This window comes from Kutzneria sp. CA-103260 (assembly GCF_018263855.1).
Lineage (GTDB): Bacteria > Actinomycetota > Actinomycetes > Mycobacteriales > Pseudonocardiaceae > Kutzneria.
This window is the reverse complement of record NZ_CP073318.1, coordinates 9693008-9708247: the sequence shown is the minus strand read 5'-3', so window position 1 is coordinate 9708247 and position 15240 is coordinate 9693008. Positions and strand designations below refer to the sequence as shown.

Annotated in this window: 16 protein-coding genes and 3 pseudogenes; 6 read left to right on the top strand and 13 right to left on the bottom strand. The window is 71.9% G+C overall.

Annotated features, from left to right (window positions below):
• The 5 genes from JJ691_RS43430 to JJ691_RS43410 all read right to left on the bottom strand — a co-directional run bounded on the left by JJ691_RS43430 (position 1) and on the right by JJ691_RS43410 (position 3960).
• Positions 1-909 (bottom strand): hypothetical protein, encoded by a 909-nt coding sequence (locus JJ691_RS43430; protein ID WP_211765240.1) that lies wholly within the window; start codon positions 907-909, stop codon positions 1-3.
• Positions 909-1760, bottom strand: a complete 852-nt coding sequence (locus JJ691_RS43425) for a hypothetical protein (protein WP_211765239.1) — start codon at positions 1758-1760, stop codon at positions 909-911. Before JJ691_RS43425 ends, JJ691_RS43430 begins: the two co-directional genes overlap by 1 nt.
• The gene (locus tag JJ691_RS43420) at positions 1757-2596 is read right to left on the bottom strand and encodes an ABC transporter ATP-binding protein (protein ID WP_211765238.1); all 840 of its coding nucleotides are present in this window, start codon (positions 2594-2596) and stop codon (positions 1757-1759) included. Before JJ691_RS43420 ends, JJ691_RS43425 begins: the two co-directional genes overlap by 4 nt.
• Positions 2589-2975, bottom strand: coding sequence for a GntR family transcriptional regulator (locus JJ691_RS43415; protein WP_211765237.1), 387 nt, complete (start codon positions 2973-2975; stop codon positions 2589-2591). The genes JJ691_RS43420 and JJ691_RS43415 overlap by 8 nt, the downstream gene beginning before the upstream one ends.
• Before the next feature lie 184 nt (positions 2976-3159).
• Entirely contained in the window at positions 3160-3960 is an 801-nt protein-coding gene (locus JJ691_RS43410; protein WP_249227398.1) for a GGDEF domain-containing protein, read from the bottom strand.
• A 170-nt stretch (positions 3961-4130) separates the two neighbouring features.
• Between JJ691_RS43410 and JJ691_RS43405 the strand changes: the two genes are divergently transcribed.
• The 3 genes from JJ691_RS43405 (at position 4131) to JJ691_RS43395 (ending at position 7678) form a co-directional block, all read left to right on the top strand.
• Complete coding sequence (locus JJ691_RS43405; protein ID WP_211765236.1) at positions 4131-6332, top strand: sigma-70 family RNA polymerase sigma factor; 2202 nt, start codon at positions 4131-4133, stop codon at positions 6330-6332.
• Between the two features lie 220 nt (positions 6333-6552).
• A complete protein-coding gene (locus JJ691_RS43400; RefSeq protein ID WP_249227397.1) occupies positions 6553-7122 on the top strand; it encodes a GtrA family protein in 570 nt (189 codons plus the stop codon).
• A 46-nt stretch (positions 7123-7168) separates the two neighbouring features.
• Positions 7169-7678, top strand: a complete 510-nt coding sequence (locus JJ691_RS43395) for a GtrA family protein (RefSeq protein ID WP_211765235.1) — start codon at positions 7169-7171, stop codon at positions 7676-7678.
• A 99-nt stretch (positions 7679-7777) separates the two neighbouring features.
• On the opposite strand, the gene JJ691_RS43390 is transcribed toward JJ691_RS43395, so the two are convergent.
• The 3 genes from JJ691_RS43390 to JJ691_RS43380 form a co-directional block, all read right to left on the bottom strand.
• Positions 7778-8368: a DUF3800 domain-containing protein gene (locus tag JJ691_RS43390; RefSeq protein WP_249227396.1), complete on the bottom strand. Its 591-nt coding sequence runs from the start codon at positions 8366-8368 to the stop codon at positions 7778-7780.
• A 111-nt stretch (positions 8369-8479) separates the two neighbouring features.
• On the bottom strand, positions 8480-9760 hold the full coding sequence (locus JJ691_RS43385; RefSeq protein ID WP_211765234.1) for an ATP-binding protein: 1281 nt from the start codon (positions 9758-9760) through the stop codon (positions 8480-8482).
• 3 nt (positions 9761-9763) lie between these two features.
• Positions 9764-10438: a response regulator transcription factor gene (locus tag JJ691_RS43380; RefSeq protein WP_211765233.1), complete on the bottom strand. Its 675-nt coding sequence runs from the start codon at positions 10436-10438 to the stop codon at positions 9764-9766.
• 42 nt (positions 10439-10480) lie between these two features.
• Here JJ691_RS43380 and hisN point away from each other — a divergent pair, with 42 nt between their 5' ends.
• Positions 10481-11254 (top strand): histidinol-phosphatase, encoded by a 774-nt coding sequence (hisN, locus tag JJ691_RS43375; protein WP_442912807.1) that lies wholly within the window; start codon positions 10481-10483, stop codon positions 11252-11254.
• A 103-nt stretch (positions 11255-11357) separates the two neighbouring features.
• Here the strand turns inward: hisN and JJ691_RS43370 are convergent.
• Positions 11358-11627 (bottom strand): annotated as a pseudogene (locus JJ691_RS43370) (hypothetical protein); the annotation flags it as partial.
• Positions 11624-12220, bottom strand: coding sequence for a TNT domain-containing protein (locus tag JJ691_RS53520; protein WP_442912806.1), 597 nt, complete (start codon positions 12218-12220; stop codon positions 11624-11626). The gene JJ691_RS53520 and the pseudogene JJ691_RS43370, both read right to left, overlap by 4 nt.
• On the opposite strand from JJ691_RS53520, the pseudogene JJ691_RS53515 reads away from it, so the two are divergent.
• Positions 12125-12463 (top strand): annotated as a pseudogene (locus tag JJ691_RS53515) (hypothetical protein); the annotation flags it as partial. The gene JJ691_RS53520 and the pseudogene JJ691_RS53515 overlap by 96 nt on opposite strands.
• A 996-nt stretch (positions 12464-13459) precedes the next feature.
• On the opposite strand, the pseudogene JJ691_RS53510 reads toward JJ691_RS53515, so the two are convergent.
• The 3 genes and pseudogenes from JJ691_RS53510 to JJ691_RS43355 all read right to left on the bottom strand — a co-directional run.
• A pseudogene (locus JJ691_RS53510) lies at positions 13460-13843 on the bottom strand (WXG100-like domain-containing protein); the annotation flags it as partial.
• Positions 13844-13871: 28 nt separating this feature from the next.
• Positions 13872-14183: a hypothetical protein gene (locus JJ691_RS43360; RefSeq protein ID WP_211765229.1), complete on the bottom strand. Its 312-nt coding sequence runs from the start codon at positions 14181-14183 to the stop codon at positions 13872-13874.
• Complete coding sequence (locus JJ691_RS43355) at positions 14180-14635, bottom strand: YbaB/EbfC family nucleoid-associated protein (RefSeq protein WP_249227395.1); 456 nt, start codon at positions 14633-14635, stop codon at positions 14180-14182. Before JJ691_RS43355 ends, JJ691_RS43360 begins: the two co-directional genes overlap by 4 nt.
• An 87-nt stretch (positions 14636-14722) precedes the next feature.
• Between JJ691_RS43355 and JJ691_RS43350 the strand changes: the two genes are divergently transcribed.
• A complete protein-coding gene (locus JJ691_RS43350) occupies positions 14723-15160 on the top strand; it encodes a MaoC family dehydratase (protein ID WP_249227394.1) in 438 nt (145 codons plus the stop codon).
• Positions 15161-15240: the final 80 nt, after the last annotated feature.

The window sequence follows — 15240 nt, the reverse complement described above, 5'->3', positions numbered from 1 at the left end:
TTACCGGGTCGCACGCCGCACCAACGCCCAGGCCACTCCGGCGCACACCGCGGTCAGCACCGCGTAGCTGATCACCTCCGTCCACTGGAACGTCGCCGTCTGCTCGACCGTCTCGAAGACCGCCGACACGGAGGTCACCCCGTGCCGCGTCAGACACGGCCCGTCGTAGCAGCCGGCCGGCACCTGGACCGGCTGACTGGCGCTGTCCAGATAGGAGAGACCGCCGTAGTACGCCTGGTCGGGGTCCGGCGAGTTCGCGGTGACCGGCACGGTCGTCCGCACCGGCGCCAGCCAGTGCACGACCGTGCTGGCGATCGCGACCCGGACGGCGGCGAACGCCACCAGCGTGATCCCCATCGCCGGGAGGATCCGCCGCGTGGCCATCCCGACGGCCAGGCCCAGCGCGAATCCGAACAGCGTGTACATGACCTGGGTCGGCGGCCAGAACTCCAGGGCGCGGGAGTCGTTCATGGCGAACGTACCGCCGGGGCTGGCCTTCATCGCCTGGACCAGCTGCCAACTGGCAACGGCGAGCACGGCCGACAGCACCACGGCCGCCGCGCCGAGCACCGCCACCTTGCCGACCAGCCAGCGCATCGGCGTCACGTCCTGCGACCACGCCAGCAGGTAGGTGCGCTGCTCGTACTCCCGGGCCAGCAGCGGCGCCGCCCAGAACACCGCGATCAGTCCGCCCAGTGCCGGCTGGGCGAAGTAGAGCGAGGTGTACGAGAAGGCCAACCGGTCGCCCATGGCCCCGGCCGCACCGAGCCAGCAGTCGAGCACGGAACAGGCGGCGTTCACCTCGACCACGCCCTGCCACAGCCACAGCAGCAGGGCGCTGAGGACAACGGTCAGCACCAGCGCGCCCACCAGCGCGGCCCGGTGCTGCCGCCACGTGATCCAGACCATCAGGACGCCGTCCTTCCGCGCAGCAGCAGCCATGCAGCGGCGAACACCGCCGCCGCGAGCGCGACGTAGATGCCGAGCTCCAACAACCGCACGTCCGGGATCCGGTTCACCGGTTCAATGTCGAGGTACCGGTGCGCGACACCGAGGGCCGGACATTGTCCCCTGCTGTTCACGCAGTCGCTCGGCAGTTCCTGCATGGGCAACACGTTGCCCGCCTGATCCAGGTAGCCGGAGCCGGCCGCGATCGATCCCGTCGGTGACGGTGAATCGTCGAGCAGCCGCACCGGCGGAACCAGGTGCGGCCGAACGAGAACGGCGAGCACGAAACGCAGCACCACATAGCCGACGAGCGTGATTCCCGTGGCCAGCAAGGAGTTCCGCACCAGCACGCCGACGAGCACGCCCAGACCGAACCCGAAGATCACGGTCATCAGCTGAAGCGGCAGCCACAGGTCGTAGTCGAACGGGCCGACCGCGGGCACCGGGTACAGAGCGCTCACCAGCTTGGCCTGCAACAGATTCGCGACCAGGTTCACGCCGATGGTCAGGACCACCAGCGGCACCAGCAGCTGCCCGACCCGGACCGCGAGCCAGCGCGTGGCCGGGCGTTCCCGCGACCACACCAGCAGATATGTGCGTTGCTCGTATTCACGGGCCACCATCGGCGCACCCAAGAACACCGCCACCACCGTGGCGAAAGCAGGCGGGCCCAGCTCCAGCAGCGTCCTCGCGGCGTTCATGTCGGACGAGTCGTGTGCGTTGAGCAGCAGTGCCACCAACGCGAACACGACGACCAGTGCCGCCGCGCTGAGCAGCGAGGCCCGCTCGATGCGCCAGGTCAGCCAGGTCACGCCGCCACCGTCCGCGTGTTCTCCAGTGTGGCCAGCACCAGGTCTTCCAGTGTGGCCGGACGGGTGGTCCACGGCTCGGTCACCGGTTCCGCCGCGCGCACCAGGAACGTGGACTGGCTCCCGACGTGGCTCGCGTGAACCACTTCGCCCGGCACCGGCGGCTGCTCCGAGCGTGGGCCGGCGTAGTTGCGGTGCTCGGCCAGCAGTTCGTCCACGTCGCCGGACAACACCAGCCGGCCGTCGGCGAGCAGCAGCAGGTGGTCCGCGACCCCGCCGAGCTCAGCCACCACGTGGGTGGACAGCAGCACGGTCATGTCGGTGTCCACGACCGCGGCCAGCAGTTCCTTGACGACCTCACGGCGGGCCAGCGGATCCAGGTTGGCCAGCGGCTCGTCCAGCAGCAGCGCCGACGGCCGGGAGCCGATCGCCACCGCGAACGCCACCTGCGCCTGCTGGCCGCTGGACAGCTTGCCGCAGACCCGGTCCAGCGGGACGTCGAAGCGGGCCAGCCAGTCCAGGGCGCGCCGCTGGTCCCAGACCCGGTTCAGCTTCGAACCCAGCGTCAGCATGTCCCGCACGCTGAAGTGCCGGTACAGCGGCTTGTCCTGGGCCACGAACGCGATCCGGCTGTCGGCGCCGGGCAGCCGCACACTCCCCTCGGTCGGCGGCAACAGGCCGGCGAGCACGCTGAGCAGCGTGGTCTTGCCGGCGCCGTTCACACCGACGAGTGCGGACACCCGACCGGCCGGCAACTCGAACGAGCAGTCGCGCAGCGCCGCTTTCCGGCCGTAGCGCTTGCCGAGCCCCTGCACGGCGAGCGCGATCCCCTCAGTCATTGACCTTCTCCCCTTCCAGGGCCGTGCGCAGCAGGGCGTAGACGTCCTCGTTCTCCAGCCCCGCCGCCCGGGCGCTGGCCAGCCACTCGACCAGCTCGCCGTAGAGCCGGCCGAGAGCTTCGCGGTCGCCGGTGCCCAGGCCCGCCTTCACGAACGTGCCCGCCCCCTGCCGGGCCTCCACCAAGCCGGCGAACTCCAGCTCGCGGTAGGCCTTCAGCACGGTGTTCGGGTTGACCCCGCTGGTGGCGACCACCTCGCGCACCGTCGGCAGCCGGTCGCCCGGCGTCAGCCAGCCCAGCCGCAGGGCCTCGCGCACCTGCTGGGCCAGCTGGAGATAGGCCGGCACGCCGCTGCCCCGGTCCACCCGGAACTCGACCACGTGGCATTCCCCTCGCCCCAAATTGTGTCACTCATGTAAGACACTAGCACAGTGACACAATCCTTCGGGCACGGAAAAGCGCGAGGGATCCCGGACAGGGATCCCTCGCGCTGGGGAAACAGGGCCACGCAGCCGGACGTGACAGGGATCAGCCAGGGATCAGACGCCCGGCCGCGCGGGGGTCTCAGCCGCCCAGGTGGGCGAGCAGCTCACAGGCCTCGAGATGGCACTCCGGCAACATCTCGGGCCACACGGTCGGCGTGCCGACCTCGTGCAGATGGGGGTCGACGGTCAGGCGGCGGGCGAGTAACCAGCGGACTCTGGCCAGCCGAGTGTTCATCCGGCCGTCACGGCGAGCCAACACGCCGGCCACGGACGGGCCGATCAGCGAGACGGTCTCGCCGCCGGGGAACACCTCGCGCAGCACCTGCGCCACCAGCACCATCGCCACCGAGCGGGTCCAGCCCTCGACCGCGGACAGGTCGAGGCCGACCAGGAACAGCACGTGGTCGTCGGCGGCCTCGTCGCGGTACACCTCGCCAAGCCGGGTGCGCAGATAGCAACTGGTGGTCATGCCGGTCATGGCGTCGACGGCCTCGCGCGTGCCGAGCTGGTCGGCGGCGGCGTCGGCCCAGCCGAGCGCGGTGGCCCGCATCAGCTTGGACGGGGTCGCGTCGGGGTCGGCGGAGACCAGCGCCTCCTCGGATGTGAGCACGGCGTGCAACGCGGCGAGGTCGAGCAGCGTCTCGTCCAGCCCGGCGCCGGCAGCCGCGCGGGCCCGGCCCAGCGTCGGCGCCATCTGCAGCAGGTCGGCCCCGGTCACCACCGCCGCGCACACCTCGTCGACCTCGGCCAACGCCCAGTCGCTGGGGAACGGCCACCCGGACGCCAGGCTCGCGGAGCGCCACCGGGACCGCAGTGTGCACAGCGCGTCACGGTGATCGCCTCGGCCGATCAGTGACGAGGCAGCATCGCGCGCAACCACTCGCCGCGCTCCTCTCTACTCCAGTCGGGTCGCCTCTCGACCCGATGATGTGACGGCGCGCGAACACGGGTATGACGCCGTTCTGCTCACCCGAACTGGTTGCCGGCGTGACGTCGGGCACGGTGTTCCGTCAGACTGTGTGCCCTCAGCAGGGATGGAAGGGGGGACCTGTGGCGACAGCTCCTCTGGATGCGCCTGGTCCCAGCGACGCGGAGCTGATCGACTCGGTCCGTGGCGGGAACACGGCCGCGTACGGCTCGCTGTACGAGCGGCACGTCGGCGCCGCGTACAACCTGGCCCGCCAGCTGACCAGGTCCACCGCCGAGGCGGACGACCTGGTCGCGGAGGCGTTCGCCAAGGTGCTGGACACGCTGCGCGACGGCCGCGGCCCGGACTCGGCGTTCCGCGCCTACCTGCTGACCGCGCTGCGGCACACCGCGTACGACAAGACGCGCCGGGACCGCAAGCTGGAGCTGGCCGAGGACGTCACCGAAGTGGCCAGCCCCGAGGCCATCAGCGTGCAGTTCAGCGACACCGCCGTGTCCGGGCTGGAGCGCTCGCTTGCCGCGAAGGCGTTCGCCCGGCTGCCCGAGCGCTGGCAGGCGGTGCTGTGGCACACCGAGATCGAGGGCCTGTCCCCCGCGGACGTCGCACCGATCCTGGGTCTGACCGCGAACGGCGTGTCGGCGCTGGCGTACCGGGCCCGCGAGGGCCTGCGGCAGGCGTACCTCCAGGTGCACCTCGCGGAGAGCACCGCCGACCGGTGCCGGGCCACGGTCGACCGGCTGGGCGCGTGGACGCGTGGCGGCCTGTCGAAGCGTGAGACGGCTCAGGTCGAGACCCACCTGGACGAGTGCGAGCGGTGCCGGGCGCTGGCCGCCGAGCTCGCCGACGTGAACGGCGCGCTGCGTGCCGTCGTCGCCCCGCTGGTGCTCGGCATCGGCGCTGCGGGCTACCTCGCCACCATCGGCGCCTCCACGGCCAAGGCCGCGACTGTCGTCGCTGCCGGCACGGCCGCCGGCGCAGCAGGTGGCGCGGCCGGCGCGGCGAGCTCCGTGCCGCGGCAGATGATCGGCGTCGGCGCCTCCGCGGCCGCTCTGGCCGTGGTCGTCGCGCTCGCGTTGACCGCCGGGCAGACCAAGCCCGTCACCGCTACCGCCGCGCCGCCACCGCCGCCCCCGGCCACGACGGCGCCCGCTTCGCCGACGTCCCCTCCGTCTCAGACTCAGACCACCCCGACGCCGACGCCCAGCACCACTACTCCCTCGTCGCCGCCCCCAGCCACGCCGCCGCCGAGCACGACAACCACGACGACTCCCGCGCCGAAGGCGGACCTGATCCCCTCGGTGCCGGGCCAGCCGATCAGCCTCGTGCCCGGCGGGCCGGCCGTTGAGCTGCCGGTGACCGTGACCAACAACGGCAATGGCACGTCCGAGCCAGTGACCGCCGCGTTGAACCTGCCCAACGGCGTCACCGCCGCGCCCGGCGGCTCGCAGTCGTTCGCCCAACGGGACCTGCTCGCCGCCGACGGCAAGCAGACCGTCAGCTGCACCGGCGGCACCGGCACGATCAGCTGCACCACCGGCGTCGGACTGGCCCCGGGCGAGTCCGTGACCTTCCGGTTCGAGCTGAGCGCCGGCCCGGACGCCACCGGCGGCCAGATCACCGGCTCGATCATGGCCGGCGGCGGCATGGCCATCCAGCTGACCAGCGTCGACGTGCAGGTGCAGCAGGTCGACGACCTCGACCTGAGCGCGCGGGTGTGGCGGCACGACTACTGGACGCCGAGGGTCGACGTCTCGGTGACTAACCGCAGCTCGCACGCCGGCGCCGCCACCGTGACCGTGAACGCGCCGCGCGACGGCTGGCTGTTCACGCTCGCGCCGTCGTGCCACCAGGACGGCGAGCAGATCAACTGCAAGTTCGATCTGGACCGGGGACAGACCGTCCGGTTCGGCGTGTGGGTGTTCCGCTGGCACCACCGCGACGACGCCCTGACGATCGCCGCCTCGCTGGGCAGCGCCCACAAGGTGATCGAGGTGCCGCTGGACTGCGACCCGAGCGGCGGCGACCTGCCGCCGCTGCCGCTGCCGGGCGTGCCGGTGACCACACCGACCACCACCCCGCTGCCGACGATCCCGTCGACCACCACATCGAAGACGCCGGCTCCGCCGACGACGACCACGCCGCCGCCCGCGCGGACGACCACCCCCAAGCCGCCCGAGACCACCACTACCCCGCCACCGGTCGAGACCACGACCACGCCGCCGCCATCGACAACGAGCCCGTCGCCGAGCACGCCGCCGCCTGGGCCCCGCGATCCCGGCGGGCTGTGCCTGCCGCTGCTCGACCCGCGGTGGCCATTCTGTTAAATGGCCCCGCCTCCGGCGGGGCGGCTCGGCCCCCGGGTAGCCGCTGCCTCGCCCTGCTGGATTTTTCGAGCGCCGCATGGCTGAGTGGGGAGTGCGTCGGGTGGCGGCCCTTGCCCTTCTCATTCCGACAGCTCAGCGACAGCCAGCCCAAACGACGTCAATTCGGGCACTGAGGGTGACCGGATGAACCCTCTCAGGCGGCTGTCCGTAGACTGCCGGAGTGTCGAGCGTTGTGCGGTTCGTGTTCAAGCTCTTCCCGGCGCCTCTGCGCGCGTTCATCGTCAAGCACCGCGAACTGGTGCGTTTCGCGGTCGTTGGCGGCACCACCTTCGTGATCACGAACGTGGTCTGGTTCGGTCTCAAGCTGACCGTGCTCGACACCAAGCCGATCACCGCCCAGGCGATCGGCATCGTCGTCGCCACCATCGTGTCCTACGTGCTCAGCCGTGAGTGGTCGTTCCAGACCCGCGGCGGCCGTGAGGGACACCACGAGGCGGCCCTGTTCTTCCTGGTCAGCGCCATCTGCGTGGGCATCAACCTGCTGCCGACGCTGGTGTCGCGCTACCTGTTCGGGCTCCAGGTGCCCGCGGTCAGCATGCCCGTGCAGGAGCTGTCCGACTTCTTCTTCGGCTCCATCATCGGCACCCTGATCGCGATGGTGTTCCGCTGGTGGGCGCTGAAGAAGTTCGTGTTCCCGGCCGCCGACGTGCGGCCCGAGCGGTCCGGCAGCGTCGCCCGGCTGCGGGCCGTCAAGGACGACGAGAACGGGCAGTCGTCGCAGGTCGCGTAGCCCGGTCGGGCGGACACCCGCGGTTTTCGTCCCTACACTCGGCGGAGTGTCCGTAGGCGAGAACCTCATCAGGCGGGTGCCGGAGCCGTTCCGGTCGTACGCGCTCAAGCACCGCGAGCTGGTGAAGTTCGCCGTTGTCGGCGGGACGTGCTTCGTCATCGACACGGTGATCTTCCTGGCGCTCAAGACCACCGTGCTGGCGACGCACCCGGTGACCGCCAAGATCATCGCGACCCTGATCGCGACCATCGTGTCGTACATCCTGAACCGGGAGTGGTCCTTCCGGACCCGCGGCGGCCGCGAGCGCCCCCACGAGGCCGCCCTGTTCTTCCTGGTCAGCGGCATCGGCGTGGCCCTCAACTCGGTGCCGCTGTGGGTCTCCCGCTACGTCCTGCTGCTGGACCACAACCACCTCAGCCCGCTCGGCGTCCAGGTCGCCGACTTCATCAGCGCCCAGATCGTCGGCACCCTGCTCGCCATGATCTTCCGCTGGTGGGCCTTCAAGAAGTTCGTGTTCCCCGACGCCAACGCCCGCCCCCGCCTCGTCAAGGACTGACGGCGTCAAGGGTGGTAATCTCCTTCGTGGGAGTCCGGTGCCGCGGGTGCCGGGCGAGACGCAGAGCCAGGTGACCTGGGGCAGACCGGGAGCCTGGCTCTACGCATTTCCACAGCCGGTGTCGATGGCGATCTCGTAGAGGCAGTCCTCCAGCAGTGTCCGCGGTGCCTGCACGCCAAGGCGGTGGCTCCGCACGGCACCGGCTACCACGTCCGCCGCCCACAGCAACGGTTCCCTCGCGGCGAACTCGTGCTCGATCCGGAAGTCGGCGGACGCCGGCAGGGCGTACCGGGCGCCGGTGACCGTCCGGACATCACGGCGATTGAGTTCCCGTTCCCGGGCCTCCATCAGCAGTCGGCTGACGCCCAGACCGTGCAGCTCGACAACCAGCCGGATCAGGCACGCCGCGCGAGCCCGTTCCTGACGCCGCTGCGGAACCGGCGTGCCGACCGTGACCACGTGGAAGCCCTCCACCGAGGCCAGGCGCTTGGCCGAATCCTCTTGCTGCCTCGGATCCATCTCGTTCCAGTGCAGCTTGTGCGTCCTGCGGGCGCCGCGAAGTTCCAGCATGAGCTCGCGCACCTCGTCGTGGATGGCGGGTGGGAACACGGCGGCGGCGAGCACGTAGAAGCCACGGACGGGGTCCTCCTGGAAGGACTCGTCCACGAACGCGGTGAGCGCGACAGCCACCAGATGAGGCTAAACGGACTATCCGACAACATCTTTCGGGCCAATCCGCTCAAGTCGCCGGATCTGCCTGAAACCGCATTTCGGTGTGACGGAGAGCGGGACTCGCCGGGGTCAGCGGGGGCCGGGGTCGGCGCGCCAGCCTACGCCGGCGAGGACGTCGTCGGATTTGGGGACGGGCAGGAAGATCACGAAGGTGGCGGGGCGGGCGGTGGCGAGCTGCATGCGGCCGCCGTCGGCGTCGACGAGGGCCCGAGCGAGGGCGAGGCCGACGCCGGTAGAGCCGTGGCCGGAGACGCCGCGTTCGAAGATGTGGCTGGCGAGCTCGTCGGGGACGCCGGAGCCGTTGTCGGTGACCTCGATGACGGCAGTGCCCTCGCTGTTGCGGGCGCTCACCGTGACGGTGCCGCCGCCGTGCTGGAGGGCGTTGTCGAGCAGCACCCCGATGGCCTCCCGGAGGCGGGCGGGGGTGGCGCGGACGATGAGGGTGTCGGGCACCTTCATGCGAAGCGCCCGACCGTCGGCCCGCAGCCGTTGCCGCCACTCCTCGACGATGCCGGGCAGCTCGATGGCGAGGTCGAGAGGCTCGGCGCCGAGGGCGCGGGCGGCCCGGGCGGCCGCGAGCAGTTCATCGAGCACCTCGGCGAGCCGGTCGGCCTGTTCGAGTGCGGCGCCGGCCTCGGCGGCGGTCTCCTGCTCGGGGTGCATGGCCAGCGCTTCGAGCCGCAGCTGGAGGGCGGTCAGGCGGCTGCGCAGCTGATGGGAGACGTCGCCGACGAGTTCACGTTCCCTGGTGACGAGCTGGGCCAGCGCGGCGGCGGAGGTGTCGAGCGCCTCGGCGAGGGCGTCGAGCTCCTGCACGCCGTGCCGACGAGTGTCGGGGCGGAAGTCGCCGTCACCGAGGCGGGTGGCTCGCTCGGCGACACGCTGGAGTGGCTCGGCGAGCCGGCGCGCGGTGAGCGTGGCGACGACGGTGCCGATGCTGACCGACAGCACGAGCAGGAGCATCACCAGCCCGCCCTCGCTGAGCTGGCTGCTGCGCATGTTGGCGTCCGGGATGGCCAGCTCGACGGAGCCGCGCGGCACGGTGCTGGCCGACGCGGAGACGGTGCCGCCGCTGATGGCCGAGCCCAGCGAGCTGACCTTGCCGAACTGGTCGACCACCTTGAGGTAGCCCTGGCGCGGCACGGCGGGCCGGACCAGTTCGAGATTGAGCGCCTGTCCCCGGGCGTACTGGTCGTCGATCTGGTCGGCGATGCGGCTGGCGGTCTCCTGCTGTTGGGTCCGCACGGTGTTCTCGACCAGCAGCACGGTGGTGTACACCAGCGGCCCGCCGAGGGCCAGGCCCGTGACGGCGACCGCGAGCAGGATCGCCTGCAGGATCTTCTTGCGCATCGGCTACTCGGAGTTGAAGCGGAACCCGACCCCGCGCACGGTCGCGATCCGGCGTTCGGCCGCCTTGGGCGAGCCGTCGCCGAGCTTGCGGCGCAGCCACGACATGTGCATGTCGAGGGTCTTGCTGCTCTTCAGCTCGGGCCCGCTCCACACGTCGGACAGGATGTCCTCGCGGGTCACGACCTGGCCGGCGTGCTGCATGAGCACGCGCAGCAGCTCGAACTCCTTGTTGGCCAGCTGGAGCTCCCGCCCGTCCACGGTGACCCGGCGCGCGGCCAGGTCCATGCGCACGCCGTTGACCTCGACGGTGCCCGGCGCCCGGCGGCGCAGCAGCGCGCGGATCCGGGCCAGCAGCTCGGCCAGCCGGAACGGCTTGGCCACGTAGTCGTCGGCGCCGGCGTCCAGGCCGACGACGAAGTCCACCTCGTCGGCGCGGGCGGTCAGCATCAGCACCGGCACGCTGCGCCCACCCGAGCGCAGCCGGCGGCAGACCTCCAGGCCGTCCATGCCGGGCAGCCCGAGGTCCAGCACGAGCAGGTCGACGCCGCCCACGGTGGCCGCGTCCAGGGCGGCCGGACCGTCGCCGACTACGTGCACGGCGTAGCCCTCACGGTGCAGGGCACGCGACAGCGGATCGGCGATCGCCGGGTCGTCCTCGGCCAGCAGTACCACGCTCACGCCCCTCAGCCTAGGCGTGACAACATCCAACCCGTGTCAACCATTGGTGCCGACTTGGCCTTGGCGTTGCGGCTGGCGGACGCGGCCGACGCGATAACACTGTCCCGGTTCCGGGCCCGCGACCTGCGGGTGGAGCGCAAACCGGACCGAACGCCGGTCACCGACGCCGACGTCGCGGTCGAGGACGCGGTGCGCGAGATCCTCGCCGCCGAGCGCCCCGACGACGCGATCATGGGCGAGGAGCGCGGCGGCACGGCCGGACCTGGGCGAACGTGGGTGCTGGATCCGATCGACGGCACCAAGAACTTCCTACGCGGGGTGCCGGTGTGGGGCACCCTGGTCGCGCTCGTCGTGGACGGCCAGCCCCAGGTCGGCCTGTGCAGCGCGCCCGCGCTGACCCGCCGCTGGTGGGCCGCCGCGGGCGAGGGGGCCTGGACCTCCGACCCGCTCACCGAGCCGCGACGGATCTCCGTCTCGGGCGTGTCGGCCATGGCGGACGCCTACCTGACCACGACCGATCTCGGCGCGTGGACCACCTACCACTCGCGCGAGGCGTACCTGCGGCTGGCCGACGCCTGCTGGGAGAGCCGGGCGTTCGGCGACTTCTGGTCGCACTGCCTGGTCGCCGAGGGCGTCATGGACATCGCCGCCGAGGCCATCGTCAACCCGTGGGACGTCGCGTTCGCCCAGATCCTCGTCACCGAGGCCGGCGGCCGGTTCACCGACCTGACCGGCAAGCCCGACTACACCGCCGGCTCGGCGCTGAGCACCAACAGCCACCTGCACGACGAGGCGCTGCGGCTGGTGGCCCGCTAGGTCACGCCTGCGGAGCCGGCGCCTGTTCGGGCGCCGGCTGCGCGGGAGCGGCGGCTTGATCAGCGGCCGCCGGAGCCGGCGCAGCCGACGGCTCAGCCGGTGTCGGGAGCACGCCGACGGCGCCGCGGGCGACCTGGGCCCAGGTGAGGCGGCCGAACAGGTAGTGGCAGGCGACCTGCTCGTTGGTGAAGCGGGCCCAGTCGTAGCGGTTGCCCTGCTCGCGCCAGAACACCTCCCAGGTGACGGCGTTGTCCTCGGCGGCGGGCTCCTCGCGCAGCAGACACCAGGCGTTGTCGGACTCGGTGCCGACGGAGACGACCTCGGCGGGCACCCCCACGGTCTCCAGCCAGGTGGTGATGGACTCGGCGTTCATGCGACAACCTCCAGGTAGCCGAGCGCGACGAGGTCGGCGGCGGGGTAGACGGAGCGGTAGCGGACACCGCCGCCGGACTGGCCGAACCAGGCGGCGCTGATGGTCTGCCACATCGGGAGCGGGGCGAGCACCTTGTAACGCCGGTAGCCGGCGTCGAGGTGCTCGGGCGGCAGGGAGCGCTGCGCATAGGGGGTGCCGTCGACCCCGAAGACACGGCCTTCGGGTGTGCCGAAACGGTCGATCACGGCCCCAGGTTTGAGGACGACGGCCTCGCCGGCGTCGCAGCCTCCCTCGGGGAACAGCTCCCCGGGCGGCCACGCGTACTCGGCCCGGCGCTCCTCGGTGCCGGGGCGGACCAGGAACCGGCGGTCCCAGTCACGCTCGTTCTCGCCGCCGAGGGGGTCGTAGCCCTCGGCGAGCCCGCTCTCCTCGCCGGTACGGGATGCGGGCGCCTCGGTGTCGGCGGCCCCGAGCCGCTGAATCAGGCCGGACTCGGGATGGTCGTGCGGCTGGAACCGCAGGCCGGCGGCGTAGTCGACCTCGGCGGGCGGCGGCGGCAGCTGGCGCGCGGGCCGCGAGCTGGGGGTCGGCATGTGGCCGATGGGGAACATGTAGACCATGAACAGGCCGGGCGCGATGGTCGGCCGCTTCACCACGGGCTTGACCACGGACCGCGGGTCGTCGATGAAGACGCCGGCGACGTCACCGGGCGCCGGACGACGCGTGGCGTTCACGATCGCGGCGGCGCCGGCCCCCGGCGCGCCGCTGCCAGGCTGCTGCGCGAACGGCTGTCCGGCACCAGGCTGTCCGGCACCAGGCTGGCCAACACCGGGCTGACCCGCGCCGAACTGACCGGCACCAGGTTGACCGGCACCGGGCTGGCCGACCGGACCGACGCCCCCGGCGACAGCCCCACCGGCCACACCTCCACCGGGACCGACACCGCCGGCACCGGGCCCGCCAGCACCAGCTCCACCGGCGAACGGACCGACAGCCGAAGCCCCGGGCTGCCCTGGCGCACCCGGCACCCCGGGTTGACCGAAGGCCGGGGGCATCGACCCGCGCGGCCCCGGCATACCCGGCACCGAGCCGACCGGCCCGGACCCGATGGGCGCGGGGTTGTCCACGGCCGGCGGCGTCCAGTAGGTGCCGCCACCGCTGGGCGGCGGCTGATAGACGGGGGCCTCCGGCGCGGGCGGCGGCGTGTACACCGGGGCTGCCGACTGCACGGTGGTCGACTGCGGCACATGCGGCGCGACGTGCACGGGCCCGGTCGGCGTGGGATCGGAGTAGACGGGAGGCGGCGAGTAGCCACCACCGCCGCCACCGCTGTAACCACCATGAGAGCCGTAGTCCGGCGACGCGGCGGCGTTGATGACGTGCTGCGGCACCGGACCGGTCGGCGCGTCGGCCCCCGGCGCTGCGCCGGCGGGCTGGGCGCCGCCGACCGGGAACTGGCCGGTCGGACCGTCGTGGCCGAGGAAGTTGTCCTGGGAACCCGGCAGCACCGGCAGGCCGGTCTTCGGATCGATCACCTGACCGGTCGTTTTGTCGACATATTGACCGGTTGTCGGGTCCACCGCGACCTGCGACGACGACCCGCCCAGCAGGTTGTCGACGTCCGGCAGCCCCGTGGACAGCCCGAGCAGCCCACCGTTCGGCCCGACGACCTGGTGGGTGCCGTCGAAGGCGGCCGGCGCGTCGGCGGTGACGGTCGGCGTGGTCAACGTCGACGGGTTCACCGCGTCGGTGAGGCCGCCGAGGATGCCGTTGATGTCGGAGCCGGCCCCGGACAACAGGGTGTTCAGACCGGCCTTGGACAGGGAGCCGGGCGTGGCGTTGGCCGCCCCGCTCTGCTGCGACACGGCCGTCAGCTTGCGGACGATCTCCACCTTGGCCGCGCCGATCTTCTGCGCGGCCTGCTCCAGCCGGTCGGCGGCGGCCAGACAGCCCTGCACGGCCTGCGTGAACCTGGCGTTCTCGCCGTTCACGAACTTGCCCCAGTACCGGTCGGCGGCGTCGGCGGCTTTTCCGTCCATCGCGCCGAGCGCGTCGCTGGCGGTCTTGTCGGCGTCCTTGGCCAGCGTCGTCAGCTTGGCGGCGGCGGTGCGCCACGCCTGCGCGGCGTTGTGCATCGCGGTCTCGTCGGCCTGCGGCCACTGCACGCCGACCTGCCCGGCGATCTCGGCCAGGTCGGTCGGCAGGGTGATCCCCATCGGTGGTGCTTCCCCTCAGTCCGCGAAGTCAGTCCGAGCGTCCGGTGGCGATGGCCTGGTCGGCCGACCGGTGGATGTGGGCGTGGTCGGCCAGCCGGCCACCGACGTCGGTCAGCTGCCCGGGCAGGGCCTTGACCAGCTCGAACGTCGCCTCGGCGGCGTCGGTGTAGCCGCTGGCGAAGCTCTGGCCCACTTGGTCGGTCCCCCAGCACTGGCCGGCGGCGTCCAGCGCGTCGGACAGCTCCTTGAAGATGGCCTGCGCGGTGTCGGACAGCCCGTCGAGCTGGCTGGCCCGATCCAGCACGAGGTCGACATCGGTGCTGAAGCCCCCGGTGTTCACGCGTGCCTCCCATCGGTCAGCCAGCTGCGGTTCTCGAAACTGTCGTCTTCCCGGGGCCGGCGCGCATGCCGACCCGGCTGTGGCTCGGGCTCGATCTCCGTGTCACTCAGGTCGGCCCGGCCGTTGAGCACGGCGTCCGGATCCGAGCCGGCCGGCAGCACCGGCGCCAGCTGGTCGTGCATGCGTCTGGTCGCCCCCGCGACCGCGACATCGGTGGTGCGGACGATCAGGTCGGCCAGCTCGGACGGCCGCAGCCGCTGGTAGGCGCGGTCGTCGATGACGAGGTCGATGAGCGTGCCTCTGGGACCCACGGTCACCGTGACCAGCTCGTCGTGGCTCGTCGCGGTCTCCCGGATCGAGGCCATGCCGCGCTGCACGGCGACCAGCTGCTCGCGGCTGCGCCGGTAGTCGGCCATGAGCTGGTCTACCTCGGCCTGGTGGTCAACTGGCACCCCGGTACCTCCAGCATGGTGGGCACGTCAGAGGGTCGGACGCGCGTTCCCCACGTTCGGTTCCACTCGATCGGGTAGGAATGAGCTGTGATCGCTTTCGAGGACCTGCCCGCCGGCCGCGTGGTCGAGCTGGGCAGCACCACCGTGGACCGGGACGAGATGCTCGCCTTCGCGGCCCGGTTCGACCCGCAGCCGTTCCACCTCGACGAGGAGGCCGGCAAGAACTCGGTGCTCGGCGGCCTGTGCGCGTCCGGCTGGTTCACCATGGGCCTGTGGATGCGCGCGTACGTGGACACCGTGCTGGCCGACTCCACCTCGCAGGGCTCGCCCGGCGGCAAGGACCTGCTCTGGCCGGCCCCGGTGTTCCCCGGCGACAAGCTGGACTTCTCGCTGGAGGTGCTGTCGGCGCGGCTGTCCAGGAGCCGCCCGAACCTGGGCCTGGTGGAGATCCGCGCGCAGGCCGACCGGGACGGGCAGCCGGTGCTGCGGTCCACGTTCACCGGCATGTTCGGCACGAGGGGCTAGCACCCCATGCGGTGGCTGCACCTGGTGACAGCCGTGGCGGTGACAGCGGGCACGGTCCTGTGCCCGCCCGACCCCACGGC

Bases quoted from the DNA above. Each gene is read 5' to 3' on its own strand.
- JJ691_RS43430 (WP_211765240.1), bottom strand. From the start codon at position 909: ATGGTCTGGATCACGTGGCGGCAGCACCGGGCCGCGCTGGTGGGCGCG.
- JJ691_RS43420 (WP_211765238.1), bottom strand. From the start codon at position 2,596: ATGACTGAGGGGATCGCGCTCGCCGTGCAGGGGCTCGGCAAGCGCTAC.
- JJ691_RS43385 (WP_211765234.1), bottom strand. From the start codon at position 9,760: ATGCGCAAGAAGATCCTGCAGGCGATCCTGCTCGCGGTCGCCGTCACG.
- JJ691_RS53520 (WP_442912806.1), bottom strand. From the start codon at position 12,220: ATGCCGACCCCCAGCTCGCGGCCCGCGCGCCAGCTGCCGCCGCCGCCC.